At 70.2% G+C, this 25,561-nt stretch carries 25 protein-coding genes and 2 tRNA genes; 13 read left to right on the top strand and 14 right to left on the bottom strand.

Translation table 11 applies throughout. The features are described from left to right. Positions 1 to 24 precede the first annotated feature (24 nt). The 4 genes from rsrA to AB5J49_RS31595 form a co-directional block, all read right to left on the bottom strand. Entirely contained in the window at positions 25 to 327 is a 303-nt protein-coding gene (rsrA, locus tag AB5J49_RS31610; RefSeq protein WP_030052446.1) for a mycothiol system anti-sigma-R factor, read from the bottom strand. Then, positions 324 to 1,019, bottom strand: a complete 696-nt coding sequence (locus AB5J49_RS31605) for a sigma-70 family RNA polymerase sigma factor (protein WP_369172270.1) — start codon at positions 1,017 to 1,019, stop codon at positions 324 to 326. The genes rsrA and AB5J49_RS31605 overlap by 4 nt, the downstream gene beginning before the upstream one ends. Positions 1,020 to 1,276: 257 nt before the next feature. Beyond that, on the bottom strand, positions 1,277 to 1,906 hold the full coding sequence (locus tag AB5J49_RS31600; RefSeq protein WP_369175331.1) for an alpha/beta family hydrolase: 630 nt from the start codon (positions 1,904 to 1,906) through the stop codon (positions 1,277 to 1,279). A 19-nt stretch (positions 1,907 to 1,925) separates the two neighbouring features. Further along, positions 1,926 to 2,765 carry an SOS response-associated peptidase gene (locus AB5J49_RS31595; protein WP_369172269.1) on the bottom strand — a complete coding sequence of 280 codons (840 nt, stop codon included), beginning with the start codon at positions 2,763 to 2,765 and terminating at the stop codon, positions 1,926 to 1,928. A gap of 50 nt (positions 2,766 to 2,815) precedes the next feature. On the opposite strand from AB5J49_RS31595, the gene AB5J49_RS31590 reads away from it, so the two are divergent. The 4 genes from AB5J49_RS31590 to AB5J49_RS31575 all read left to right on the top strand — a co-directional run bounded on the left by AB5J49_RS31590 (position 2,816) and on the right by AB5J49_RS31575 (position 6,478). Further along, the gene (locus AB5J49_RS31590; RefSeq protein ID WP_369172268.1) at positions 2,816 to 3,538 is read left to right on the top strand and encodes a M50 family metallopeptidase; all 723 of its coding nucleotides are present in this window, start codon (positions 2,816 to 2,818) and stop codon (positions 3,536 to 3,538) included. Positions 3,539 to 3,659: 121 nt separating this feature from the next. Continuing rightward, positions 3,660 to 4,976: a 3-phosphoshikimate 1-carboxyvinyltransferase gene (aroA, locus tag AB5J49_RS31585; protein ID WP_369172267.1), complete on the top strand. Its 1,317-nt coding sequence runs from the start codon at positions 3,660 to 3,662 to the stop codon at positions 4,974 to 4,976. Between the two features lie 12 nt (positions 4,977 to 4,988). Then, a complete protein-coding gene (gene rsgA / locus AB5J49_RS31580) occupies positions 4,989 to 5,999 on the top strand; it encodes a ribosome small subunit-dependent GTPase A (RefSeq protein ID WP_369172266.1) in 1,011 nt (336 codons plus the stop codon). A gap of 155 nt (positions 6,000 to 6,154) precedes the next feature. Further along, complete coding sequence (locus tag AB5J49_RS31575; protein ID WP_369172265.1) at positions 6,155 to 6,478, top strand: multidrug efflux SMR transporter; 324 nt, start codon at positions 6,155 to 6,157, stop codon at positions 6,476 to 6,478. Positions 6,479 to 6,533: 55 nt separating this feature from the next. On the opposite strand, the gene AB5J49_RS31570 is transcribed toward AB5J49_RS31575, so the two are convergent. Beyond that, entirely contained in the window at positions 6,534 to 7,145 is a 612-nt protein-coding gene (locus AB5J49_RS31570; protein WP_369172264.1) for a TetR/AcrR family transcriptional regulator, read from the bottom strand. A gap of 323 nt (positions 7,146 to 7,468) precedes the next feature. Here AB5J49_RS31570 and hisN point away from each other — a divergent pair, with 323 nt between their 5' ends. The 6 genes from hisN to AB5J49_RS31540 all read left to right on the top strand — a co-directional run bounded on the left by hisN (position 7,469) and on the right by AB5J49_RS31540 (position 12,516). Then, entirely contained in the window at positions 7,469 to 8,269 is an 801-nt protein-coding gene (gene hisN / locus AB5J49_RS31565) for a histidinol-phosphatase (RefSeq protein ID WP_369172263.1), read from the top strand. A gap of 155 nt (positions 8,270 to 8,424) precedes the next feature. Further along, complete coding sequence (locus AB5J49_RS31560) at positions 8,425 to 8,817, top strand: cyclic nucleotide-binding/CBS domain-containing protein (protein ID WP_369172262.1); 393 nt, start codon at positions 8,425 to 8,427, stop codon at positions 8,815 to 8,817. A gap of 256 nt (positions 8,818 to 9,073) precedes the next feature. Beyond that, a complete protein-coding gene (locus AB5J49_RS31555; protein ID WP_362380633.1) occupies positions 9,074 to 9,490 on the top strand; it encodes a Fur family transcriptional regulator in 417 nt (138 codons plus the stop codon). Between the two features lie 247 nt (positions 9,491 to 9,737). Further along, complete coding sequence (locus AB5J49_RS31550; protein ID WP_369175330.1) at positions 9,738 to 10,511, top strand: ABC transporter ATP-binding protein; 774 nt, start codon at positions 9,738 to 9,740, stop codon at positions 10,509 to 10,511. Further along, the gene (locus tag AB5J49_RS31545) at positions 10,508 to 11,371 is read left to right on the top strand and encodes an ABC transporter permease (RefSeq protein ID WP_369172261.1); all 864 of its coding nucleotides are present in this window, start codon (positions 10,508 to 10,510) and stop codon (positions 11,369 to 11,371) included. The genes AB5J49_RS31550 and AB5J49_RS31545 overlap by 4 nt, the downstream gene beginning before the upstream one ends. After that, positions 11,368 to 12,516, top strand: a complete 1,149-nt coding sequence (locus tag AB5J49_RS31540) for an ABC transporter substrate-binding protein (protein ID WP_369172260.1) — start codon at positions 11,368 to 11,370, stop codon at positions 12,514 to 12,516. Before AB5J49_RS31545 ends, AB5J49_RS31540 begins: the two co-directional genes overlap by 4 nt. A gap of 60 nt (positions 12,517 to 12,576) precedes the next feature. Here the strand turns inward: AB5J49_RS31540 and AB5J49_RS31535 are convergent. From AB5J49_RS31535 to AB5J49_RS31520, 4 genes are all read right to left on the bottom strand, one after another. Then, positions 12,577 to 12,650, bottom strand: a tRNA-Met gene (locus AB5J49_RS31535). A gap of 412 nt (positions 12,651 to 13,062) precedes the next feature. Continuing rightward, a complete protein-coding gene (locus tag AB5J49_RS31530; RefSeq protein ID WP_369172259.1) occupies positions 13,063 to 14,982 on the bottom strand; it encodes a tetratricopeptide repeat protein in 1,920 nt (639 codons plus the stop codon). Positions 14,983 to 15,210: 228 nt separating this feature from the next. Then, positions 15,211 to 15,284, bottom strand: a tRNA-Met gene (locus AB5J49_RS31525). 57 nt (positions 15,285 to 15,341) lie between these two features. Next, complete coding sequence (locus tag AB5J49_RS31520) at positions 15,342 to 18,287, bottom strand: UPF0182 family protein (RefSeq protein ID WP_369175329.1); 2,946 nt, start codon at positions 18,285 to 18,287, stop codon at positions 15,342 to 15,344. Positions 18,288 to 18,451: 164 nt separating this feature from the next. On the opposite strand from AB5J49_RS31520, the gene AB5J49_RS31515 reads away from it, so the two are divergent. Further along, a complete protein-coding gene (locus AB5J49_RS31515) occupies positions 18,452 to 18,994 on the top strand; it encodes a PPA1309 family protein (protein ID WP_369172258.1) in 543 nt (180 codons plus the stop codon). Between the two features lie 114 nt (positions 18,995 to 19,108). Here the strand turns inward: AB5J49_RS31515 and AB5J49_RS31510 are convergent, their stop codons facing one another. From AB5J49_RS31510 to AB5J49_RS31495, 4 genes are all read right to left on the bottom strand, one after another. Further along, positions 19,109 to 20,206: a PDZ domain-containing protein gene (locus AB5J49_RS31510; RefSeq protein WP_369172257.1), complete on the bottom strand. Its 1,098-nt coding sequence runs from the start codon at positions 20,204 to 20,206 to the stop codon at positions 19,109 to 19,111. An 88-nt stretch (positions 20,207 to 20,294) separates the two neighbouring features. Then, a complete protein-coding gene (locus AB5J49_RS31505; RefSeq protein WP_369172256.1) occupies positions 20,295 to 20,459 on the bottom strand; it encodes a hypothetical protein in 165 nt (54 codons plus the stop codon). A 131-nt stretch (positions 20,460 to 20,590) separates the two neighbouring features. After that, entirely contained in the window at positions 20,591 to 21,052 is a 462-nt protein-coding gene (locus tag AB5J49_RS31500; RefSeq protein ID WP_274243182.1) for a molybdenum cofactor biosynthesis protein MoaE, read from the bottom strand. Positions 21,053 to 21,321: 269 nt separating this feature from the next. Further along, positions 21,322 to 22,440 (bottom strand): SDR family oxidoreductase, encoded by a 1,119-nt coding sequence (locus tag AB5J49_RS31495; RefSeq protein WP_369172255.1) that lies wholly within the window; start codon positions 22,438 to 22,440, stop codon positions 21,322 to 21,324. A 192-nt stretch (positions 22,441 to 22,632) separates the two neighbouring features. Between AB5J49_RS31495 and AB5J49_RS31490 the strand changes: the two genes are divergently transcribed. Together AB5J49_RS31490 and AB5J49_RS31485 are read left to right on the top strand one after the other, a co-directional pair. Further along, positions 22,633 to 24,081 carry a zinc-dependent metalloprotease gene (locus AB5J49_RS31490; RefSeq protein WP_369172254.1) on the top strand — a complete coding sequence of 483 codons (1,449 nt, stop codon included), beginning with the start codon at positions 22,633 to 22,635 and terminating at the stop codon, positions 24,079 to 24,081. Further along, the gene (locus AB5J49_RS31485; RefSeq protein WP_369172253.1) at positions 24,078 to 24,605 is read left to right on the top strand and encodes an NUDIX hydrolase; all 528 of its coding nucleotides are present in this window, start codon (positions 24,078 to 24,080) and stop codon (positions 24,603 to 24,605) included. Before AB5J49_RS31490 ends, AB5J49_RS31485 begins: the two co-directional genes overlap by 4 nt. A 183-nt stretch (positions 24,606 to 24,788) precedes the next feature. On the opposite strand, the gene AB5J49_RS31480 is transcribed toward AB5J49_RS31485, so the two are convergent. Next, positions 24,789 to 25,544 carry an AIM24 family protein gene (locus tag AB5J49_RS31480; RefSeq protein WP_369172252.1) on the bottom strand — a complete coding sequence of 252 codons (756 nt, stop codon included), beginning with the start codon at positions 25,542 to 25,544 and terminating at the stop codon, positions 24,789 to 24,791. Between the last annotated feature and the right edge of the window lie 17 nt (positions 25,545 to 25,561).

Genomic DNA, 25,561 nt, shown 5'->3' with positions numbered 1-25,561 from the left:
CACCACGTTCCCGGGACGGGGAGTTCAGGACTCCTGCGGCGTCGCGGTCACGTCGTGGTCGGGCACGGCCTGCCCGGAGCGGATCAGGTCGAGCCGCCCCAGGACCTTGGCGCGCAGGTCGGTGGGCACGTCGTCATGACCGCAGCAGCGCTTGACCAGCTTCTTCACGGCCTCTTCCAGGCCGTACTTCTCCAGGCACGGCGAGCACTCCGTGAAGTGCTGCTTGAACTTGTCGCGGTCGACGTCCGGCATCTCACTGTCGAGGAACTCGTAGAGATGATCGAGTACCTCACTGCAGTCCGTCTCGTGCGGCTCTCCGCAGCTCATGAGCCCGAACCTTTCACTTCGTTCGACTCTCCGGCGCCGGCCGGGACGAGTCCGCGCTCACGCGCGTAGTCCTCGAGCATGCCGCGCAGTTGACGGCGGGCCCGGTGCAGCCGGGACATCACCGTACCGATGGGTGTCCCCATGATGTCCGCGATCTCCTTGTACGCAAAGCCCTCTACGTCGGCGAGGTACACGGCGATACGGAATTCCTCGGGGATCGCCTGGAGGGCTTCCTTCACGTCCGAGTCGGGCAGGTGGTCGAGCGCCTGCGACTCCGCGGAGCGCAAGCCCGTCGACATGTGCGACTCGGCGCGGGCGAGCTGCCAGTCCTCGATCTCCTCGGCCGCGGAGCGCTGGGGTTCACGCTGCTTCTTGCGGTAGGAGTTGATGAAGGTGTTGGTGAGGATCCGGTACAGCCACGCCTTGAGGTTGGTGCCCTCACGGAACTGGTGGAAGGACGCGTACGCCTTGGCGTACATCTCCTGCACCAGGTCCTCGGCGTCGGCCGGGTTGCGCGTCATGCGCAGGGCGGCCGAGTACATCTGGTCGAGGAATTCGAGCGCGTCCCGCTCGAAGCGCGCGCTGCGCTCGGCGGTCGTCTCCGTGGACGTGCCCACGCTCGTGCCCAGGCCCTCGGGCTGCTCCGCCTGGCCGTTGTCGGTCCCTGCGTCGGTACCGGGAACCGGACCCACCTCCTCAAGATTCTGGGCAGGGCCGAAGCCGGTCCCACCTGAATCGGAGGATAGACGACCTGCCGTACCTGCCGCCGCTCGAATAGGAGCGGTCCTGGCCGCGTGCAGCACTGTCCAGTCCAGGTCAGCACGGCTGCCACGGCTCGGGCAGAAGGTCGAACCCATGCGGCGGACTTCCTCTCCTACGACGACTGCGCTGCTCGTTCAGCACCGCTGTCCGCCACAACAGAGGCCGGGCCCACGACATTCCCGAAGCTTTACCCGAGTGACCCGACCCACTTCACCACCGCGTCCGTGATGATCGCCACGGCCTCGTCCTGACCGAGGGGCGCCCTCTTGGGTACGGCGAACCCGTGATCGCCGTACTCCACCTCGACCAGCTCGAAGTCGCCGTCCGGGAACTCCTGCGGCTTTCCGAACGGATCGTTCCCACCCTGGACGACGAGGGTGGGCACCCCGGCCCCCAGCAGCTCGTCGGCGCGGGACTTCTCGGGCTTGCCCGGCGGGTGGAGGGGGAAGCTCAGCGCGAGCACGGCGTGGGCGCCGAGTTCGACGGCCGTACGGCAGGCGACCCGGGCCCCGGCGCTGCGTCCGCCGGAGATCACGGGCAGCCCTGGCCCGGCGAGCGCGGGCCAGATGCCGCGCCAGCCCACGTCGAGGGTCTTCGGGGCGGGCGCCACCTTCTTGCCGGCCACCCTCCAGGGCTGCTCCACGAGGGCGACGGTCACGCCCTGGGCCGGGAGGGCCCGGGCGAGCGCCCTCACGTCGCGCGCCTCGATGCCGCCTCCGGCGCCGTGGCTCACGGCCAGGACCAGCCGTGCCTTCCTCGCCGGGTGCCAGGTGATGCGGGCGTCCCCCGCGTCCGTGCCAATGATCTCGGTCGTCACGTCAGACTCGGTCGTCACGTCAGAAGAGTGTGCCCTCTTCGGGGCCGTCCAGCTCCTTCAGCAGCTCCGGGCCGTTGTTGCGGACGTTGCTGACCAGCGTGGAGACGGGATAGGCACGCATCCGTCCGGGGGGCGGCGGGTCGAGCAGCGTCCGCAGCTCCTCAGGGTCGGTGCGGGAGGGGTCGAGCCAGGCGTCCCACCGCTCCGGCGTCAGCATCAACGGCATACGGGGGTGGATGTCGGCCAGCGCGTTCGGGCCCTCGGCGGGCGCCACCGCCAGCGGGGTCGTCTCCGCCTCCGTCGTGATGACGGAACAGGTCACCCACCAGGCCCGGGGATGCTCGTCGGGCAGCGTCCGGTCCCGCCAGAACTCGTACAGCCCGGCCATCGCGAACACCGACCCGTCGGCGGGCAGCACGAAGTACGGCTGCTTGCGCGGCCGTTTCCGCTTCCCCTCGACCTCAAGGTCCCGCTCCTGCGCGCCGGTGACCCACTCGTAGTAGCCGTCGGCGGGGATGATGCAGCGCCGGGAGGTGAAGGCCCGCCGGTACGACGGCTTCTCGTGCACCGTCTCCGCGCGCGCGTTGATCATCTTGAAGGCGGTCTCGGGGGTCTTGGACCAGCTGGGCACCAGCCCCCACTTCAGCTTCCGCAGCTGCCGAACCGGCCGGCCCGTGACGGAGGAACTGGCGGACCCGGTCGCCACGTCCTTCAAGGGACGGTCGAGGACGACGTGGACCTCTTTGGTGGGGGCCACGTTGTAGTCGGGCTCCAGGGTCTCCTCGGGCTCCCACTTCTCGATCTCAAAGATTCCTGCGAGATCCTCGGGCCCACGACTGGCTGCATACCGTCCGCACATGCGTGCCACACTGCCAGATTCCATCCGACCACAGGGAGCCATCGCCTTACATGGACAGCACCGCATCCGCCTCGCTCGCCTCCCTCTGGGACGAGGTCTCCGGTACTCAGCCCGACCCCGATCTGTGGGTGGTGGTCGCCACTCTGGTCGTCGCGCTCGCCGTCGTCGTCCCACACGTCCTGTGGCGCGTCTCGCGCAACGCCATCACCATCGCCCACGAGGGCGGCCACGGCCTGGTCGCGCTGCTGACCGGCCGGACCCTGACCGGCATACGCCTGCACTCCGACACCAGCGGCCTCACCGTCAGCCGCGGCAAGCCGCACGGCCTCGGCATGATCCTCACCGCGGCCTCGGGCTACACGGCTCCGCCGCTGCTGGGCCTCGGCGGCGCCGCACTGCTGGCCTCCGGCCGGATCACGCTCCTGCTGTGGCTGGCGACGGCCCTGCTGGTGGCCATGCTGGTGATGATCCGCAACGCGTACGGGGCACTGACGGTGTTCGTCGCGGGCGGCACGTTCGTGCTGGTGAGCTGGCTGACCGGGCCGCAGGTGCAGGCGGCGTTCGCGTACGTGGTGGTCTGGTTCCTGCTGGTGGGCGGGGTACGACCGGCGTTCGAGCTGCAGGCGAAGCGGGCGCGGGGAGGCGCGGGGGACTCGGACGCCGATCAGCTGTCGCGGCTGACTCACGTACCCGCGGGCTTGTGGCTCTTCTTGTTCCACGCGGTGTCGTTGTGCTCACTGATAGGCGGGGGCAGGTGGCTTTTGGAGGTATGACACACCCCGAGGAGCGCAGTCACGGGGGCACGGGGCTGGTCGATTTGCGGCTCCGCCGCGTGGGCGCGACCAGCCCCGACGGCGCCGCACTCGAACGACCGCCTGCTTATAAAGTGGGGCCATGGCCCCGAACGACGCACCCACCGCCCTCTGGCCCGCCCCGCACGCGAGCGGAGCCGTCGACGCGACGGTCCACGTGCCCGGGTCCAAGTCGGTCACCAACCGCGCCCTCGTCCTCGCCGCCCTGGCGAGCGAGCCCGGCTGGCTGCGCCGCCCCCTGCGCTCCCGCGACACCTTGCTGATGGCCGGCGCGCTGCGGGCGATGGGCGTAGGCATCGAGGAGGGCGTGGGCCCCGAGGGCACCGGCGAGGCGTGGCGGGTGCTCCCCGCGGGCCTGCGGGGCCCGGCCACGGTCGACGTCGGCAACGCCGGCACGGTGATGCGCTTCCTGCCGCCGGTCGCCGCGCTGGCCGACGGCCCCATCCGCTTCGACGGCGACCCCCGGTCGTACGAACGCCCCCTGCACGGCGTGATCGACGCCCTGCGCGTCCTCGGCGCCCGGATCGACGACGACGGCCGGGGCGCGCTGCCGCTGACGGTGCACGGCGGGGGCGCTCTGGAGGGCGGTCCGGTGGAGATCGACGCCTCGTCGTCGTCCCAGTTCGTGTCGGCGCTGCTGCTGTCCGGCCCGCGCTTCAACCAGGGCGTGGAGGTCCGCCACATCGGCTCCGCCCTGCCGTCCATGCCGCACATCCGCATGACCGTCGACATGCTGCGCTCGGTCGGTGCCCAGGTGGACACCCCGGAGTCGGGCGGCGAGCCGAACGTCTGGCGGGTCACGCCGGGCGCCCTGCTCGGCCGTGACCTGACCATCGAGCCGGATCTGTCCAACGCCCAGCCCTTTCTGGCGGCGGCGCTGGTGACCGGCGGCAAGGTCCTCGTCCCGGACTGGCCGACCCGCACCACCCAGCCCGGTGACCGGCTGCGCGAGATCTTCACCGAGATGGGCGGTTCCTGCGAACTCACCGAGTACGGGCTCGTGTTCACCGGTTCAGGTGCGATCCACGGCATCGACGTGGACCTGAGCGAGGTCGGCGAACTCACCCCGGGCATCGCGGCGGTCGCCTCCCTCGCGGACTCCCCCTCCACGCTCCGCGGCGTCGCGCATCTGCGGCTGCACGAGACGGACCGCCTGGCCGCGCTGACCAAGGAGATCAACGAGCTCGGCGGTGACGTCACCGAGACCGCCGACGGCCTGCACATCCGCCCACGCCGACTGCACGGCGGCGTCTTCCACACCTATGAGGACCACCGCATGGCGACGGCCGGCGCGATCCTCGGCCTCGCGGTCGAGGGCGTACGCATCGAGAACGTGGCGACGACGGCGAAGACCCTGCCGGACTTCACCGAACTGTGGACCGGGATGCTCGGGGCGTAAGGACTCACTGCCATGCGCCGCTACAGCAAGCACACCGACGAGGACGACATCCGCAGCCGCCCCGGACGCCGGGGCACCCGGCCCCGTACGCATATCCGGCCCAAGCACGAGGACGCCGCCGAGGGCATGGTCCTCACCGTCGACCGCGGGCGTCTGACCTGCCTCGTCGAGGACCGGATCGTGATGGCGATGAAGGCCCGCGAGCTCGGCCGCAAGGCGGCGGTGGTCGGTGACCGGGTGGCGCTGGTCGGCGATCTGTCCGGCAAGAAGGACACCCTCGCGCGGATCGTGCGGATCGCGGAGCGGACGTCGGTGCTCCGGCGGACGGCCGATGACGACGATCCGTTCGAGCGCGTCGTGGTGGCGAACGCCGACCAACTCGCCATAGTCACCGCCCTCGCCGACCCCGAGCCGCGGCCCCGGCTGATCGACCGCTGTCTGGTGGCGGCGTTCGACGGGGGTCTGGAGCCGTTGCTGGTGATGACGAAGTCGGACCTGGCGCCGCCGGACAAACTCCTGGAGCTCTACGGGGCGTTGGACATCCCGTATGTCGTCACCAGCCGTGAGGAGCTGGAGAACGGGGGCGCGGCCGACCGGGTGCGGGAGCAACTGGACGGCCACGTCACGGCGTTCGTCGGTCACTCGGGTGTGGGCAAGACGACGCTGGTGAACGCCCTGGTGCCGGAGGAACGGCGGCGTTCGACCGGTCATGTGAACGCGGTGACGGGCCGGGGGCGGCACACCACGACGTCGGCGCTGGCGCTGCCGCTGACGGTGGTCGACGGCTGGGTGATCGACACTCCGGGGGTCCGTTCCTTCGGCCTTGCCCATGTCGACCCGTCCCGGGTGATCCACGCGTTCCCCGACCTGGAAGCGGGAACCGAAGGATGTCCGCGTGCGTGCGGTCATGACGAACCGGACTGCGCGCTGGACGGCTGGGTGGCGGAGGGTCACGCCGATCAGGCGCGGCTGTACTCGCTACGGCGGCTGCTGGCCGCGCGGGAACACACGGAGGGCGACTGAGGAACGCTGCCGAGGAAGGCGGCTGACCTCCGCGTTGTTTGTCTCCCCGTAGGGCTGGTAAGGGCATAATCGCACCGAGCCGGAGCCAACCCTGACCAAAGCCTGGCGAACCTGACGAAGCGGTCACAGAACGTGGGGATACGGGAGGACAGCACATGGCGTGGCTGCTGGTCATCGTGGCGGGGCTGCTCGAAACCGGCTTCGCCGTCTGCCTGAAGCTCTCGCACGGCTTCTCCCGACTGTGGCCGACCGTAGCCTTCTGCATCTTCGCCCTCGGCAGTTTCGGACTGCTGACGCTGTCACTGAAGAAGCTGGACGTGGGGCCGGCGTACGCGGTGTGGACGGGGATCGGGGCGACGGGTACGGCGATCTACGGGATGATCTTCCTCGGGGACATCGTGTCGACGTTGAAGATCGTGTCGATCAGCCTGGTGATCGTGGGGATCGTCGGATTGCAGCTGTCCGGCTCCTCGCACTGATCGACGCACCGCTCGACCTACCGCTCGACGCACTGCGGTGGGTTTCCTCCGGAGGTCAGCCGGTCAACTGCCGGTGCAGCGCGCTGCGTACGAGGTCGGCCACGCCGCCTTCGCCGGGTGGGGCGGCGACGCAGGACAGCGCCAGTCTGACGACGAGTTCGCAGGAGCGGGCGAGGTCGGGGGTGTCGGACTTGTTGACGCCGGGCCCGGACAGGACCGATACGGCCCGGTCGCGGACGATGGCCACGAAGTCGCCGGGTGAGGGCAGCGGGCCGTCGGCGCGCCGCTGTGCCGGTACGGCGGAGGAGGACGGGACGGCCGAGAGGGTCGGCGAGGGCAGTCGCTCGCTCCAGCAGCCGGTGAGCATGGCGCGGACCAGGGCGTTGTCGCTGGCGAGTGCGGCGGTCCACTCCGCGGTGGCGGTGAGGCGCTCGCGGGCGTCGCTGTGCGTGGCGAGGGCGCGGTCGACGCCGGCGAGGAATCCGTCGGCCTCCCTCCGCACGAGCGCACGGGCGAGGCCTTCCTTGCTCCCGAACTCGTTGTACAGCGTCTGCCGGGACACTCCGGCCGCAGCGGCCACGTCCACCATCCGCACGGCAGACCACGACCGGCGCGCCAGCGCCCTGTAAGCGGCGTCCAGCAGGGATTCCCGCGCTGCAGGCATCATCGCCTCCCTGAGCGAGCGGCTCTGCGCCCAGACTTGACGCGCACAGAGGCACTGTCAAGGGTTCGCGAGGGCACGCGGGGGCGCCATTCCCTTGGGACGCGCGGGCCTGCGGCGGTTCGGCGCGGGCTCGCGCCCGCCGCCCCCAGCCGACGCCGGGCCGCGCGCCACCCCCACCCAGCGCTCACGCCGGGCAGCCCAGCAAGCAGGCGGCACCGATGACTCGCCCTCGCCGCACCCGCAAAGCGAACCGCACCTGCGACCCGGCCCAACCGGCGCAGCCACCCGGTAGCCCCACCCCGACCACGACAGATACGGTTCCTCTCATGCCGGACTACCTCGACGATCTCCGCCTCGCCCACGTCCTCGCGGACGCCGCCGACGCCGCCACCATGGGCCGCTTCAAGGCGCTCGACCTCAAGGTCGAGACAAAGCCGGACATGACGCCGGTGAGCGAGGCCGACAAGTCCGCCGAGGAGCTGATCCGCGGGCAGCTGCAGCGAGCCCGGCCGAGAGACGCGATCCTCGGTGAGGAGTACGGCATCGAGGGCACCGGCCCCCGCCGCTGGGTCATCGACCCGATCGACGGCACCAAGAACTACGTACGCGGCGTCCCGGTCTGGGCCACCCTCATCTCGCTGATGGAGGCCGGCGAGAGCGGCTTCCAGCCGGTCGTGGGCGTCGTCTCCGCCCCCGCGCTCGGCCGCCGCTGGTGGGGCGCCAAGGGTCACGGCGCCTTCAGCGGCCGCAGCCTCTCCTCCGCGACCCGTCTGCAGGTCTCCCGTGTCTCGAAGCTGACGGACGCCTCGTTCGCGTACTCCTCACTCAGCGGCTGGGAGGACCAGGGCCGGCTGGGCGGCTTCCTCGACCTGACCCGCGAGGTGTGGCGCACGCGCGCGTACGGCGACTTCTGGCCGTACATGATGGTCGCCGAGGGGTCGGTGGACATCTGCGCCGAGCCGGAGCTGTCGCTGTGGGACATGGCCGCCACCGCGATCATCGTCACCGAGGCCGGCGGCAACTTCACCGGCCTCGACGGCCGCCCGGGCCCGCACAGCGGCAACGCGGCCGCCTCGAACGGCCTCCTGCACGACGAGTTCCTCGGGTATCTCAACCAGCGCTACTGACGCGCCCGTCGCGCCCCGTACCAGCCGCACGCGCCCCCTTGTTGACCCGTGCTTTACCTGCAACCCTGAGAGTCCCCCCACTTGTGAATTTGTGAAACCGCGAACAAAGCCGTGAACACCAGCGGCGGGGGGCACACCAGGAGGTGGCTCCATCCATGCTCGTACGTGACGCCATGAGCACCGTGGTCCTCACCATCGGCCCCACCCACACCCTTCGCCAGGCCGCCGCGCTGATGTCCGCCCGTCGGGTCGGCGCGGCCGTGGTCCACGACCCCGACGCCGGCGGTATCGGCATCCTCACCGAACGCGACATCCTCAACTCCGTCGGCCTCGGACAGAACCCGGACAGCGAACGCACCCACGACCACACCACCAACGACGTCGTGTTCGCCGCCCCGTCGTGGACCCTGGAGGAGGCGGCCCGCGCCATGGCGCACGGCGGCTTCCGCCATCTGATCGTCCTGGACCGCGACGAGCCCGTCGGCATCGTGTCGGTCCGCGACATCATCCGCTGCTGGGCACCCGTACGACAGCACGTGCCGGCCTAGGAACGGCCGGGGAAGCGGCCCACGACCCGGGCCGGGCTCCCCAAGGAACCCGGCCCGTCCACCACGGCAAGCGATCCAGCGCCATCACCGGCAGGTGGTCGGCGTCGCCGCCGACGCGATAGCGGCCCGACCAATCCCACCCCTTGATCCCTTGATCAAATCCAGCCCCATCCGTTCTGGACTTTGTCCAAATCAAAAAGCGCTCCAAAGTCACACCCATTCGGAACCTAGCCCTTCTGCTGTTAAGGTGTTCTGCATGAGTGACCTTCTGGAACGACTGCGCGGACGCGGATGGCGAATGACCGCGCAGCGGCGTGTCGTGGCCGAGGTCCTCGCCGGCGATCACGTTCACCTGACGGCCGACGAGGTGCACGCGCGGGCCGTCGCCAAGCTGCCCGAGATCTCCCGGGCGACCGTCTACAACACCCTGGGCGAGCTGGTCACCCTCGGCGAGGTACTCGAGGTCTCCACCGACAAGCGCGCGAAGCGGTACGACCCGAACGCCCACCGGCCCCACCACCACCTGGTCTGCGCCCAGTGCGGCTCGATCCGGGACGTCCACCCGACGGGCAACCCGATGGCCGACCTCCCCGACTCCGAGCGCTTCGGCTTCACGGTCTCGGACGTCGAGGTGACGTACCGCGGCGTCTGCCCGAACTGCGCGAAGACCTGACCCCACCACACCCTGAGCCCCGGCACCGGTGAGTGCCGGGGCTTTGTGCTGCCCGCAGGGACTAAGGCCTGGCGCCGCCCACGCAGGCAGGCTTCCCGAATCTGACGGACCGTCATATGGTCAACGACATCCATCAGTACGCCACTCCCTCCCCCCGCACCCACATGTCCGTTCCGCACTCCGCGAGGAGACCGAAGTGGGAGAGCCGACAGAGACGACACCGACGCCCGCAGAGCCGCATCCGCCGATTCCGCCCGATCCGCCGCACCCCAAGCTCAAGGCCCGCGAACTGACCCGCGTCTTCGGCCGATCCCCCCACACGGTCGACGCCCTCGGCCCCCTCGATCTGACCGTCGCCCCCGGCGAGTTCGTCTGTGTCGTCGGCCCCTCCGGCTGCGGCAAGTCCACTCTTCTACGCATCGCCGCGGGCCTGCTCCGCCCGAGCACGGGCACGCTGGAGATCCGTACATCCAGCACCCGCCCGGCGGCCATGATCTTCCAGGACTACGGCATCTACGACTGGAAGACCGTGCGCGCCAACGTCCGCTTCGGCCTGGACATCCAACGCGTCCCCCGCCGCGAGGCGAACGCCCGCGCCGACGACTGGCTGGCCCGGATGGGCCTGTCCGACTTCGCGGACGCCTACCCCGCCGCCCTCTCCGGCGGCATGCGCCAGCGCGTGGCGATCGCCCGGGCACTGGCGGTCGGGCCCGAACTGCTGCTGATGGACGAGCCGTTCGCGGCGCTCGACGCCCAGCTCCGCACGATCCTCCAGGACGAACTCCTGGACATCACCCAGTCGTTGCGGACGACCACACTCTTCATCACCCACAGCCTGGAGGAGGCCATCGTCCTCGGCGACCGCGTGCTGGTGATGTCCGCCCGCCCGGGCCGGATCATCGCCGAGCACCGCCCGCCCTTCCCGCGCCCGCGCACCGGCGACATCCGCACCACACCCGAGTTCACGGCATTGAAGAGCGAGCTGTGGGACCTGCTGCGGAAGGAGGCAGTACCGGCATGACGACACTCACCGAGCCACCCGCCGAGTCGGGCCTGGTCCGGCGCCCGGGCCCGCAGGAACTCCACCCCGCCCGCACCCACCGCCGCAGGCGCGCGCTGGAGCTGTCGCTGGCGCTGGCCGTACCCCTCTTCCTGGTCCTCCTCTGGCAACTGGCCGCCTCCCAGGCCTGGATCGACGCCCGCGTCTACCCGGCCCCGTCCACGATCCTCGCCGACGGCTGGGACCGGGCCGCGGCCGGCGACCTGTGGCCGGACGTGTGGGCGACGCTGAAGCGCGTCCTGGCGGGCTACGCGGCGGGCACGGCGGCGGGGTACGCCCTGGGCCTCCTGATGGGTTCCCTCTCCCTGGTCCGGGCGGCCCTGGAACCGCTCCTGGACGCCCTGTACGTCGTACCGAAGCTGGCCCTGCTGCCGATCTTCCTGAACATGTTCGGCCTGGGCGAGGGCCCGCAGGTGGCGCTGGTGGCGGCGACGGTGTTCTTCTTCGTATGGATCTCCACCATGTCCGCGGTCATGTCCATACCCTCCGGCCACCGCGACGCGGGCCAGGTCTTCGGCGCCTCGCGCCGGCAGATGTTCCGCCACGTCCTGCTCCCGGCGTCTTTGCCGTCGGTGCTGGTGGGCGCGCGCATCGCGGCGGGCGTGGCGGTCCTGGTCATCGTCGCGTCGGAGCAGATCGCCGCGACGAACGGCCTGGGCCATCTGATCTTCGACTCGCGCGCGCTGTTCCAGAACGACGTGATGTTCGTCGGCATCGTCTGCGTCGCGGTCCTGGGGGTGCTCTTCTCCGAACTGATCCGCTTCGCCGGCCGCCTGCTCACTCCGTGGGCACCGAGGGACCGAGGAAGGGGCCAGTCATGACCAGGAGGACCCACGCATACGCCGTAGTCCTCGCCGCAGGAGCAGCACTGCTGGCGTCGGCGGCCTGCTCATCGCCGTACGAGTCGGACTCCTCGTCGAGCACAGCCGCAGGACGACGCACCGTCCGCCCGGTCGAGGGCTGCGGCGCGAATGCCTGGACGGACCCGAAAGGCCTCTCCCCGAACCGGACTCCGGCCCGCTGCCTCCCCGCAACCCCTCCCCCACAGCCCCTGTCCGAGCCCCGCGAGCTGACGATCGCGACGGGAACACTGAGCGCCGAGTACGTGGCCCCGCTACAAGTCGCCCTCGACAAGGGTGAGTTCAAGAAGGAGGGCCTGGACGTCGAACTGAAGGTCCTTCCGACCCCGGACGCGCTGCCCCTGCTGGCCAAGGGGGACATCGACGCCCTGTGGGCGGCCCCGGAGGCGGCGGTCATGAACGGCGTCAAGGGCGGCTTCGACATCAAATGGGTCGCGGGGAACTTCTCCCCCGACCCGAAGTCCAAGAGCGGCCTGTGGGCGCGCCTGAAAGAGGGCGAGAGCGCGAGCCGGGTCGCCATGGCGGGCCGCAGGCTGGGCACGATGATCGGCAAGGGCTCGGTCATCGCGTACCCCATGGAGAAGGCACTGGAGCAGCACGGCGGCGGCCTGGCCGAGATCCAGTACCAGCAACTGGGCTCGGCCGACGTCCTCACGGCCCTGCAGAACGGCGGCGTCGACTCGGCGTGGCTTCTGGATCCGGTCTGGCGCAAGGTGGACGGCAAGCAGGGCTACGCCTTCCTGGGCGGTCAGCCACAGGGCGAACCACTGGGCGGCATGCTCTACGGCCGCGCACTGCTGCAGGACGACGTGGACGCGGGCGTGGCACTCCTCAGGGCCTACATCCGCACGGTGAACACGTACTTCGCATCGGACTACAAGCAGGATGCGAGCTTCGTCACCTACCTGGCCAAACTCCTGAAGTCGGAGGAGTCCATCCTCAGATCCACCCCGCCCCTGCGCATGGACTGGGAAATCCGCTCCGGCACGACGACGCGCCTCCAGTCGGCCTATGCGGCCCAGGGCGTGGCAGAGGGAACGCCCCTGCCGGAATCACAGACGGTGAACCGCACGCTGTACGAGGAGGCGGTGGGCCACACGCCCTGACACCCCCGGTACATACACCTAGGGCCGGAACCCTTACGGATTCCGGCCCTAGGCCTTCAGTAGCGGGGACAGGATTTGAACCTGCGACCTCTGGGTTATGAGCCCAGCGAGCTACCGAGCTGCTCCACCCCGCGGCGATGAATGGAACACTACGTCAAGGACGCGGGCAGAGGCAAATCACTTACGTCCCGTCACTCTCCGCCACCAGCCACGCGATCACTCTGAATGCCGATCCAGGCGCGGCCAAGGCCCATCGCCCACAGGCGCTTCAGGGCTCCCAAGCGACGGCCACTTTCCAGCGCCGGGCCGCATCTCAGCCCGTCCGCGTTTGAGGACGAGGCCCGTTCAGGGCCGAAGCGGGGGTCTGGGGGCGGCAGCCCCCAGGCACCGGGGTCGAAGGGGCGGCAACCCCTGGAGGACGGGACGGGTAGGGGCGGCGGGGGCGAAACGCACCAACGGCAACCACAGCGCCGGCCACCCCAAAGCCACGTCACCCGCAGCCCAAGCCCCGCAAGCCACCCAAGCCGCCCAAGCGCACCGCGGGCGTCACGCCGAAAGCTCCTCCCGCAGAGCATCCCGCAACCGCGCAGCCCGCGCCGCAACCTCCCGCGGCCCCAGACTCACCGCCCGATCAGCCCACCGCTGCCCCTCCGCCAGCTCCCCGCGACGCGCGTAGACCAGAGCCAGCCGCAACGCCGACCGCCCATGCCCGGCGTCAGCCGCCCGCGTCCACCACATCGCAGCCTCCGGCTCACTCCCCTCCCGGGCGAGCAGCAGCCCCAGATTGAACGCGCCGTTCCGCGACCCGGCCTCGGCGGCCTCCCGGTACCACCGGCCCGCCTCCACCACGTCCCCCCGAGCCGCGGCGAGCATCCCCACCCGCACCTGCGCCCGCCGATGCCCCTGGGAAGCCGCCCGCTCGTACCACTCCTCGCACTCGGTCTTCTCGTGCGCCGGCTCCCCGAGCTCATGCGCGGGCTCCGGCGGCCGCCGAGCGTCCAGCACGGTCGCCAGCCGGTACGCGGCCTCCGCGCTGCCGCCCCCGGCCGCGCACCGCAGATGCCGCTCAGCGGCGAGTTCGTCCCCGTCCCGCAGCCGCGCGATGCCGACCTGCAGCGCCGCCTCCGTGTGCCCGGCGGCAGCGGCACGCTCGTACCACCGCAGCGCGGCCCGCTCCTCGCCCCGCCCGGCGTGCAGGATGCCCAGGTTGAACGCGGCGTCCACGCTCCCAGCCTCCGCGGCCTTGGAGAACCACGGCTCGGCACCCGTGGCGTCGCCGCCCTGCAGCAGCAGGATCGCCAGCGCGTTCGCCGCCTCGCGGTGCCCGGCGTACGCCGCCCGCCGGTACCACTGCTCGGCCTGCGGCGTACGCCCCTGCTCGGCGCAGAGCAGCCCGAGGTTGTACGCACCGTTCACATCACCGGCGTCCATCGCGGCCCGGTACCACCGCTCGGCGGTCTGCGTCTCCCCGCGCTCGGCGTGCAGCGCGCCCAGCGCGTTGGCCGCGTTGCCGTCGCCGTCCTGCGCGGCCCGCAGCCACCACACGGCGGCGCTCTCCGTGTCCCCGGCGTCCCGCAGCAGGAACCCGAGCGCGCAGGCGGCCCGCGCCTCCCCGTCCTTGGCGGACGTCAGGTACCAGCGCCCTGCCTCCTTGAGGTCCCCGCGCTTCTCGAGGATCGCCCCGAGGTGCAGCGCGGCTCGCCGGTGCCCGCGCGCGGCGGCCTGCCGGTACCACTGCTCGGCCTCGTCCACCAGCGGCTCGTTCGGCGCGACACCGTTGTCGGCTCCGTCCTCGCCCGTGCGCCCCGCCTGCCGGTCGAGCGCACGCGCCAGCCGGTACGCCGCCTCGCGGTGCCCGCGCTCGGCGGCGGCCCGCATCCACTGCTCGGCCCTGTCGTCGCTGCGGTGCTCCAGCAGATCGGCGAGCGCGTACGTGCCCAGCGCGTGTCCCTGCTCGGCGGACTGCCGCAGCCAGTACTCGGCGGCGGGCTCGTCGCCCCGCTCGCGGTGATGGCGTCCCAGCGCGTGCGCGGCCGCGGCCGACCCGGCGACGGCGGCGATCCGCCACCATCCGGCGGCCTCGTCGGCGTATCCGCGCTGGTGAAGAAGGACTCCCAGGTTGTTGGCGGCAGCCCGGTCCCCGGCGGCGGTGGCGGCCCGCAGATGGGGCTCGGCCCCGTCGAGATCGCCGCGGCGCAGCAGCATGGCCCCGAGCACACTCATCGCCTCGGCGTCACCGGCCTCGACGGCGAGCCGCTGCCGCGCCTCCTCGGCGGCGTCCCCTGCCTCGTCCCGGTCGGTCGGCCGGTCGAAGGCGAAGTCGCCCTCCGGCTGGGCGAGGTCGCCCACCGGCAGCGAGGCACTGTCCGTCGGCTGCGCGAAATCGCCCGTCGGCTGCACAAAGTCGGCAGGCTGCACAAACCGCCCTGTCTCCAACAGAGTTGCCTTGTCCCCCATAACGTCCATCGTCGCACCACCTGCAACCTGGGTACACCTGGTATACCGCAGCCATTGAGGTCACTTCAGCGTTTTGTCGACATGCCCACAGAGAGACAAGTCAAACACAGTTCCCCCAACTCCCCACGGCGGCGCGACCGCCCCACCCCCCGGCACATGCGTTCGCACATCACAAAGGCCCGGATCCTCTGGAGGATCCGGGCCTTCGCTGTCGTACGAAATATTCGTCGACTTCAGTAGCGGGGACAGGATTTGAACCTGCGACCTCTGGGTTATGAGCCCAGCGAGCTACCGAGCTGCTCCACCCCGCGCCGTTGTGCTGCAACAGTATCACGGCGCGGGGTGGGCTATTCGATCAGCCGCCGTCCCTACGAGCTGGTGGGACTGCTGGTCGGGCTCGGACTCGAACTCGGACTCGCGCTGCCGCCGCTGTCGCCACCGCTGCCGGTCTTGTCCGCCTTGGCCTGTGCGTCCTCGGCCCGCTGCAGCGCCTCCTCGAGGTCCTCCTGCGCCTTGCCGTACGCCTCCCAGTCGCCCTTCTTCAGGGCTTCCTGGCCGGTCTCGAAGGCCTTCTGGGCGTCGTTGAGCGCGTCTTGGACCGTCGGGTTGGTGGACGTCGGCGGAGGTGTCGTACCGCCGCCGTCCTCGTCCGGTGGCTCGGTGGTCGGCCCCTCCGCTCCGAAGACCTTGTTGAGGGCCTCACCCAGCGTGTCCTCGAAGGCGGTCGTGCCGCCGTAGGACACCAACACCTTCCGCAGCAGCGGGTACTTGAGTCCGCCACCGCGTACGTAGACCGGCTCCACATAGAGCAGTCCGCCGTCGAGCGGGACCGCCAGCAGGTTGCCGTACTCGACCTCGGAGTCGCCGCCTCTCAGCAGCCTGATGGTCTCGGCGATGTTCTGTTCGGAGTTGAACTGGCTCTGGACCTGGCTGGGTCCGTTGACCGTGGTGTTGGTCGGCAGTTTCAGAATTCTGATCTTGCCGTAGTCACTGGTGCCCGCCTCGGCGTCGACGGCCATGAAGGCGCTGAGGTTGTCACGGCCACTCGGTGTGAGGGTCGTCGTCAGCGAGAACGCCTGCGCCTGCTGGTCGGGCATCTTCATGCTCAGGTAGTACGGCGGCACCGCGCTGCCCGACTTGTTGGTCGGGTCGTCCGGCACCTGCCAGACCTCGCTGCCGCTGAGGAACGTCGTCGCGTCCTTCACGTGGTAGCGGGTGAGCAGCTCGCGCTGGACCTTGAACAGGTCCTGCGGGTAGCGCAGATGGGCCATCAGGTCCTTGGAGATCTTGCTCTTGGACTCCACCGTGCCCGGGAAGGCCTTCATCCAGGTCTTCAGGACCGGGTCCTGGGTGTCCCACTGGTAGAGCTTGACCTCGCCGGTGTAGGCGTCGACGGTCGCCTTCACCGAGTTGCGGATGTAGTTGACCTGGTTCTGCTGGGCCACGACCGCCCGCTGGTTGTTGCTGGCGGTCAGCGAGTCGGCCGTCGTGTCACCGAGGGTCGTACGCGAGGAGTACGGGTAGCCGTTGGTCGTCGTGTACGCGTCGACGATCCACTGGATGCGGTGGTTCACCACCGCCGGGTAGGCGTCGCCGTCGATGGTCAGCCACGGGGCGACCGCCTCGACGCGCTCCTTGGGCGTGCGGTTGTACAGGATGCGCGAACCGTCGCCGATCGCACCGGAGTACAGGATCTGCGGCTCACCGAACGCCACCGCGTACGCGGCCCGGTTGACCGGGTTGGAGAGGCTCACCCCGCTGTCAGCCTTGTAGCTGTAGGTCTTCTCACCGCTGTCGTCGGAGTAGTCGATCTCCTTCTGGGGACCGCCGACGATCGAGTACATGGAGGTCTTCTCGCCGTAGTAGACCCGCTGCTCGTACGTCCCGAGGTCGCCCTTGGACGGCAGGTCGGACTCGGTGAAGTCCGGTCGGCCCTGGGAGTCGGCGTTGGTGCCCTCGGCGGCGACCACGCCGTAGCCGTGGGTGTAGCGGAAGTGGTCGTTGATCCAGTTCCGCTTCGGAATGCCGTTGAGATTGATCTCACGCAGACCGATGACCGTGTCCTGGTCCTTGCCGTCCTTGGTGTACCGGTCGACATCCAGGTTGGTCGGGAACGCGTAGTAGTTCCTGATCTGCTGGAGCTGCTGGAACGTCGGCGAGACGATGTTCGGGTCCAGGATCCGGATGCTCGCCGCGGAGTCCACGTCGTCGCGCAGCTTGGTCTTGTCCTCGGTCTGACTCGTGCCCGGGTACTCGGTGACCTGCGCGCCGTCGATGCCATACGCCTCGCGTGTCGCCTTGAGGTTCTTCGCGACGTACGGCGCTTCCTTGGCCTGCTCGTTGGGCTGGACCTGGAACTTCTGGACGATCGCGGGGTACAGGCCGCCGATGAGGATCGCGGAGAGCACCATCAGGCCGAAGCCGATGACGGGCAGCTGCCAGGTGCGCCGCCACAGGGTGGCGAAGAACAGCAGCGCGCAGATGACGGCGATGCAGAACAGGATCGTCTTGGCCGGCAGATAGGCGTTGGCGTCGACGTACCGCAGGCCCGTCCAGTTGTCGGTCGCCTTGAAGTCGCTGGACTTCACCGCGAGTCCGTACCGGTCGAGCCAGTACGCGACCGCCTTCAGGGCGACGAAGATGCCGATGAGGACCGACAGATGGCCGGTGGCCGCGGCTGTGGCACGCGCGCCGGGGCTCGTGATGCGCAGCCCGCCGTACAGGTAGTGGGTGAGCGCGGCGGCGATCACGGAGAGGATCGCGGCGGCGAAGCCGAAGCCGAGCAGGAACCGGTACCAGGGCAGGTCGAAGGCGTAGAAGCCGACGTCGAGGTGGAACTGCGGGTCCTTCTGGCCGAAGGGCACGCCGTTGACCCACATGAGCCAGGTCCGCCACTGGCTGGAGGCGGAGGCGCCGGCGATCAGGCCGACCAGCGCGGTGATCGCCAGCAGCAGCCACTTCTTGTACGGCGCGATGCCCATGCGGTAGCGGTCGAGGCTCTGCTGCTCCATCGACATGGCGCTCAGCGGCGGGCGCAGCCGGTGCGCCAGCCAGATGTTGAAACCGACCGCGAGGGCCATCAACAGACCGAAGACGAAGAAGAGCCCGACCTTCGTCCACAGCGTGGTCGTGAACACCGACGAGTAGTTCACCGACCGGTACCAGAGCCAGTCCGTCCAGAAGCCCGCGAACATGGTGAAAGCCATGCCGAGGACGGCGAGGACGCCCAGTGTCATGAGCATCGTCCGGACACGCCGGGACGGGCGGCCCACTCTGATCCGTGGCCCGGTCGGGCCTCCGCCGCGGTCCGGCATCTGGAAAGCCAAGGTTCGCACCCCGAGGTTCGCTGTTGGTCCGTCAGGCCCGCGTCTTCGTGGACCCTCCGTGGCCCCCCGTGATCGTGGGCCCACACCTATGCAACTTACTCACCCCTTACTCAGTTCCCGATTCGGGCCAGGAACGAGGCAGGATTGTGACCATGTCCAACACTCCCATGGCGGCGAGCCCGCTCACCCGGGCCGTTCTCGAGATCGACGAGTACGCCTCCGGCCTCGGCTGGGACCAGCCCGCCCGCCTCTTCGCCCTCGTAGACACCGCACGGCTGCGGGCCCAGGAACCCGGCCTCGCCGCCCAGCTCGGCCTGGGGGACGAGCAGGAGTCCTCCGGCCTGACCCCGATCGAGCAGGACGAACTTCCAACGGGCAAGGCGCTCGACGAGTTCCTCGGCACGATCGCCTGGCCCGACGCGGTGGTCGGCTGCGCGCTGACCGTCGAGCGCCTGATGCTGCCCCCGTCCGCCGAGGCCCAGGTCCCGCAGGGCCTGAGCGAGGCCAAGCTCACGAAGTGGGTGGCCGACCACCCCGACCGTCAGGAGGTCCGCATGACGGTCGCGGTCCTGCGCGACGGTGCCCGCGAGTCGGCCCTGCGCCTGCGCGAGAAGGACACGCCGACGGAGGTCCTCACCGGCCCGGACCTGGTCCCGGGTCTGGCGGAGGCGCTCGCGTCGACGTTCGCGGCCTGAGGTCTTCCGGTCCGGCGGCGCGGACTTGATCCGATCCGTCGGCGAGGACCTGAACGGCAGTGGGGGCGCCCCTTGAGGTGAAGGGGCGCCCCCACTGCCGTACCAGCCTGTTCCTCAGTCGTTGGTCGTGCACTTCGGCAGGTCGGCGGTGGCGCCGGAGCGGATGTCCTTCAGGGCGCCGAGGGCGTCGCCGATGGTGTCGACCTTAACCAGGGTGAGCCCCTCGGGGACGTCCCTGGCGGCGGTCGCGCAGTTGTCGGCGGGCGTGAGGAAGTACTGGGCGCCCTTGTCGCGCGCGCCGACGGTCTTCATCTCGATGCCGCCGATGGGTCCGACCTTGCCGTCGTCGTCGATGGTGCCGGTGCCGGCGACGAACTTGCCACCGGTGAGGCTGCCCGGGGTGAGCTTGTCGTAGAGCCCGAGCGAGAACATCAGGCCCGCGCTGGGGCCGCCGACGTCGGCGAGCTTGATGTCGATGGTGAACGGGAAGGTGTGGTCGGTCCCCGCGGAGATCCCGACGATCGCGCGCTTCTGCGCGCTGTCGTCGGACTCGGCGGTCCTGATCGTGACCTTCTCGGACTTCGTCGGCGCCCTGCGCTCCTTCTCCGCGGCGACCTGCTCCTTGGCCGGCACGATGGTGAAGACGACGTCCTGACCCGGCTTGTGCTTGGTCACCAGCTTGGCGACGTCGGCCGGTTCCTTCACGGTCGTACCGTCGACGGCCTTGATCACATCACCGGCGTGCAGCTTGCCCTCGGCCGGGGTGCCCTTGACGACGGTCGAGACGATCACCCAGCTCTGCACCGGGATGTCCAGCTCCCTCAGGGCGGCGACCTTGGCGCTCTCCTGGGACTGGCTGAACTCTTCCGCGTTCTCCTGGGTGGACTGCTCCTCGGTCTTGCCGTCCGGGTAGAGGGTGTCGTGCGGCACGACCTTGTTGTCGTGCGCCAGCCACCCGTAGACGGCCTCCACCAGGTTCATCTTGTAGTCGGCGCTGGTGACCCGGACGGTGGTCATGTTGAGATGCCCGGTCGTCGCGTACGTCTTGCGCCCGGAGATCTGCAGCACCGGCTCGCCGTCGTGCTCCCCGAGGGTGTTCACCGTCGGCCCCGGGGACATCTCCGCGTACGGCACGGGGATGAAGACTCCCGCGCACAGGAGCGCGATCAGCATCAGGGTGGAGGCGAGCATCGTCGCGGTGCGGCGTGGCATGCCAAGACAGTACGTGACACACCTGTCAGCGCCCCGTCAGGGCCGTCTGACAGTGCCCCGTCAGGGCCGCGAACCCCGCGCCCCGCGATCATGTACGGGAGGGAGGCTTCTCCATGGCCGCGCGGAACCGGGCGTATCCGTCGAGCTCCGGCCCGTCGCTCCGTGCCTTCCGGGTCCGGTTGGCCCAACTGCCCCACAGACCGGCGAAGATCGCAGCCACAAGCGGAATCAGCAACCAGATGAGCACCGCCATGCCGTCCTCCCATCCCCAATGAGTGACCGCAAACTGACTGATCAGCAGATTAACCGCTGGCACTGACAACGCTCACGCCAGGGGTGCGGTTACGCAACCGGAGTGGGGTGGACGGGTTCGGCGGGACCGGTTCAGCAGGCTCCGACCCACTCCTCGGTTCCGTCCGAGAACTTCTGGTGCTTCCAGATGGGCACCTCGTGCTTGAGATCGTCGATCAGCTTCCGGCAGGCCTCGAAGGCCTCGCCGCGATGGGGGCAGGAGACGGCGACGACGACTGCCAGGTCCCCGACCTCGAGGTCCCCGACGCGATGTACGGCCGCGAGGGCCCGTACCGGATACTCGGCGACGACCTTCTCGGCGATCCTCCGCATCTCGGCCTCGGCACTGGGATGGCACGAGTACCCGAGTTCGTCGACATCGGCACCCCCGTCGTGGTTCCGCACGGTCCCCACGAACAACGCGGTCCCCCCGGCGGCGTCGTCCCCGACGGCCCGGAAGACCTCGTCCACGGAGAGGGCCGTCTCGCGAATGCCGATGAGCTTCACGGGGTCCTGAGCGCCCTGCTCACCGGGGTGATCGTTGGTAGGTGCCATGCCCCCATCGTGCCCCACGCCCGCGTGGGCGGGAAATAGCGTTATCGCCCGGCACACGCGCGTGCGCGTTTGGAGCCTCCTACATGCCGGAGCCTCGTGCATGCCGTCGGGTAAGCGCTTGCAGGCCGGGAGTGAGCCCGTCGCCCGCGCAAGCCCGGGTGTGCCAGGTGTGCCCTGGCTCGCACCTGCCGCGGGGAGCCCACACGCGCACATGCCGGGGAGTGAGCCCGTCGGCCGCACCTACCCGAGGGTGGTGATCCCTCGGCCGCTCAGATTCGCCGCCGGGCCTTCCGCGCCCGCCGCACCACCGCCGCCGCGCCCAGCAGGGCCACCGTCGCGCCGGCGGCACCGGCCGCCGTCGCGTCCTTGCGTCCGAGCCGCCGTCCGGCGACCGTGTGCCGTCCGGAGACCTCCTCCAGCAGTTCCGCGAGCACTTCCTCGTTGGTCCACTGCGGCCGCCACCCCGCGTCGTGGAGCCGGCTCCCGCTCACCACCCAGGGGTACATCGTGTACGCCAGGTCCCCGGCCGGAGAGGGCGTCAGACCGATCCGGTGCAGCCGGGCCGCCGCGCCCAGCGCGACCGCGGACGGCAGCTCCATCCGCCGGATCCCGCTGAGCTCCTCGACCTCCTCCTGTTCCAGCCAGCCGTCGCATCCGACGGCGAGTTCCCCTTCGACCTTCTCCAGGACGGCGTACTCCAGGGCGCTGCACAGGTCCTCGACATGACAGAACTGCCAGGCAGGCCGCGAACCGGCGACGACGAGCAGCCGAGGCGACTCGAAGTACCTGGTCAGCGCGGTGTCGGTACCGCCCACGAGCACCGCGGGCCGGACAACGGTGACATTAAGTCCGGGGTGGGCCCGGGGGGCCCTTCGCGCGAGGCGCTCGATCTCCAGCAGATCTCCGACCCCGGTGGCCTCCGCCGTCGCCCGCAGCTCCGCGTCCTCGGACAACGGCAGCTCGTTGTCCGGCAGCGCCCCGTAGACCATCGCCGAGGTACACAGCACGACCCGGTGGATCCCGGCCGCCGCCGCGGCCGTCAGCACGGTCTGCGTCCCCCGAACGTTGTACGCCGTCCGCGCGGCGGAATCCGTCTCCAGATCCAGGTCGAGCGCCAGATGTACGACCACGTCGGCGCCCCGCAGCTTCTCCGCGATCGCCGGATCCCGCACATCCAGAATGTGCCACTGCGCCGCCGCACACTCACCGCGCCGCTCATCGATGGCGATGACCTGCTTGACCTCGTCCGAGGCGGCCAGCCGCTCGGTGAGCAGCGCGCCGATACCGGACGCGGCACCGGTCACCGCGACTACGGGCCCGCGCACGCCGCGCGCAGGAGGGGTTGACTGGTTTCGCGCTGCGCGAACCTGCGGATCAGGGGAACTCACCGGGCGTCTCCAGCGGTTGTCTTCAGTAGGAACGCGAGTGACGCGTCCGTACCAGGTGGCATCCATCCTGCCGCAGGCCAAGAGTCGGCGAAGCACCGAGGCCCGATCGGCTCGTGGTGTCTACGCTGGGTGGTGTTATCGGGCAGCCGCGCCGCCGGTGCCAACCGGCGGCCTTACCAGCCGAGGAATCCCGTGAGTGACACCCCATTCGGATTCGGCCTTCCGCCGGAGGAGCCGGACGACGGCGACGAGGGCAAGAAGAAGGACCAGCAGAGCGGTGGTGGTCAGGGTCCGGCCAACCCGTTCGGTTTCGGCGGGCTGCCCGGTGCCGGGGGCTTTGGCGGCCCCGGCGCGGACAATCCGTTCGCTGCCATGTTCGGTTCGCTGAACCCCTCCGACCTGGGCGCCGCGTTCCAGCAACTGGGGCAGATGCTCTCCTATGAGGGCGGCCCCGTGAACTGGGACATGGCCAAGCAGATCGCCCGCCAGACGGTCTCCCAGGGCACCGCGGACGGCACCAAGGACGCGAGCGTCGGCCCCGCCGAGCGCACCGCCGTCGAGGAAGCCGTCCGTCTGGCCGACCTGTGGCTCGACGACGCGACGTCCCTGCCGTCCGGCGCGGGCTCCGCGGTGGCGTGGTCCCGCGCGGAGTGGGTCGAGGCGACCCTGCCGGCCTGGAAGGAACTCGTCGACCCGGTCGCCGAGCGCGTCGGCACCGCCATGGGCGACGTCCTGCCGGAGGAGATGCAGGCCATGGCCGGCCCGCTGATCGGCATGATGCGCTCGATGGGCGGCGCCATGTTCGGCACGCAGATCGGGCAGGCCGTCGGTGTGCTCGCGGGCGAGGTCGTCGGCTCCACCGACATCGGCCTGCCGCTCGGCCCTGCCGGCAAGGCCGCGCTGCTGCCGGTGAACATCGAGACGTTCGGCAAGGACCTGGGCGTGCCCAAGGAGGAGGTGCGGCTGTATCTCGCCCTGCGCGAGGCGGCCCACCAGCGCCTGTTCGCGCACGTGCCGTGGCTGCGCTCGCACCTGTTCGGCGCGGTCGACGGCTACGCGCGCGGGATCAAGGTCGACACGGCCAAGCTGGAGGACGTGGTCGGCCAGTTCGACCCGCAGAACCCGGAGCAGCTGCAGGACGCTCTGCAGCAGGGCATGTTCCAGCCGGAGGACACGCCGGAGCAGAAGGCGGCCCTGGCCCGCCTGGAGACCGCTCTGGCGCTCGTCGAGGGCTGGGTGGACGCGGTGGTGCACGCCGCCGCCAAGCCGCGCCTGTCGTCCGCGGACGCCCTGCGCGAGACGCTGCGCCGCCGCCGCGCCTCGGGCGGTCCGGCGGAGCAGACGTTCGCCACGCTGATCGGCCTGGAGCTGCGCCCGCGCCGCCTGCGCGACGCCTCCCGTCTGTGGGCCTCGCTCACCGACGCGCGCGGTGTCGACGGCCGGGACGCGCTGTGGGCCCACCCGGACATGCTGCCAACGGCCACCGACCTGGACGACCCGGACGGCTTCGTGCACCGCGAGCAGATCGACTTCTCCGAGCTGGACAAGATGCTCGGCGAGGCGGCGGGCGGCTCCACCGGGAAGCCGGACCTGAAGAAGGACGACGACAAGGGCGACGACAAGGGCGACGGCACCGAGTGAGCCTGTACGACGACGCGGTCCTCGTACTGAAGGGGTACGAGGACCAGGAAGATTTGCGCCAGGCCTACCTGGAGCATCTGGACACCCACCCGGACGGCCTGTGGAAGGCCTGCGGGGACGGCCACATCACGGCCAGCGCCCTCGTGATCGACCCCGCGCGCGGGCGCGTGCTGCTCACTCTGCACAAGAAGCTGCGCATGTGGCTGCAGATGGGCGGCCACTGCGAGCCGACGGACGCCTCCCTCGAGGCGGCGGCTCTGCGCGAGGCCACGGAGGAGTCCGGCGTCGCGGGCCTGACGCTGCTGCCGGGCGGCCCGGTGCTCCTCGACCGGCATCCGATCCCGCCACCGTGCCACTGTCACTTCGACGTCCAGTACGCGGTCCTGGCGCCGCGGGACGCCGAGCACGCGGTCAGCGAGGAGTCGCTGGACGTGCGCTGGTTCGCCTACGACGAGGTGCCGGAGGTGGCCGACGAGTCGGTCGTACGGCTGCTGGAGGCGACGCGGGCGAGGCTCGCAGCTTGAGGCATGGGTAAGGGACGGCCGCTCTAGGCAGTCGCCCCTTACCCAAGTCCGGTTACCCATCTCCGGGCAGTGGCCGCGGCCCCGGAAGGGGCGCGGGGCCGTGTCTGATCTGCGGCTCCGCCGCGTGGGCGCGACCAGCCGCACACGACCCGCATGCGGCTTGCGGCCCTGCCCGCGGAGCGATCAGCTCCAGACGTTGCCCTGGTTCTGCCCCCGGGCCCCCTGCTGCCCCATGCCGTACTGCGCGGCGAGGCCCGAGCCGATCTGGGCGTTCTGCGGTGGCAGCAGCTCGCTGGGCTGGACGATCGCGTAACCGCTGCCCATGAAGCTGAGCTCCCAGCCCTCACCGGTGCTGCCGCGGCGCCGCCACACTCCGGAGGAGTGCGTCTGGGCCTGCATCTGGACGCGCAGGCTCGTCGACCAGGCGACGATCGCGTCGGCGTCACAGTTGACGTACTTGTCGGGCGTCACCTGCAGCATCAGCGGCATGCCCGAGGTCATCAGGGCGACCTTGCCGCGCCCGGTGATGTTGAGCTGGTACTTCCCGGAGCCGGAGATGCCGTAGAGGCTGTCCACGGCGATGACCTCGTGATGCAGGGAGGAGTCCATCGCCAGCACATAGCTGCTGTCGACGGTCAGCCCGTCCTGCTCCACCTCCACCACGTGGACGTGCTGCTTGAGGTTGGCGAGGTAGACCGTGCCCTGCCCGTGGCAGCGCATGAGGTCGAGGCCCTCGCCGGTGTGCGCACGCGCACGTCCCTGCTGGTTGCTCTGGTACTCGGCGTCGAACTCGACCAGGCCCTGGTAGGCGACCATCGTGCCCTTGCGGGCGAGGATGTCGTCGTGGCCCTCCAGGGTGACGCGGAGCATCTGCTTGTTCTGCAGGCTCCAGCGGTCTTGGGTCTGCTGGTCGTTGTAGGCGAAAAGTGGACTCTGCATGGCGTTCTGGCTCCCCC

Source organism: Streptomyces sp. R28 (genome assembly GCF_041052385.1).
In the GTDB taxonomy this organism is placed as follows: Bacteria; Actinomycetota; Actinomycetes; order Streptomycetales; family Streptomycetaceae; genus Streptomyces.
Note: the sequence above shows the minus strand (reverse complement) of the source record. Positions and strands in the feature narration are given on the sequence as shown.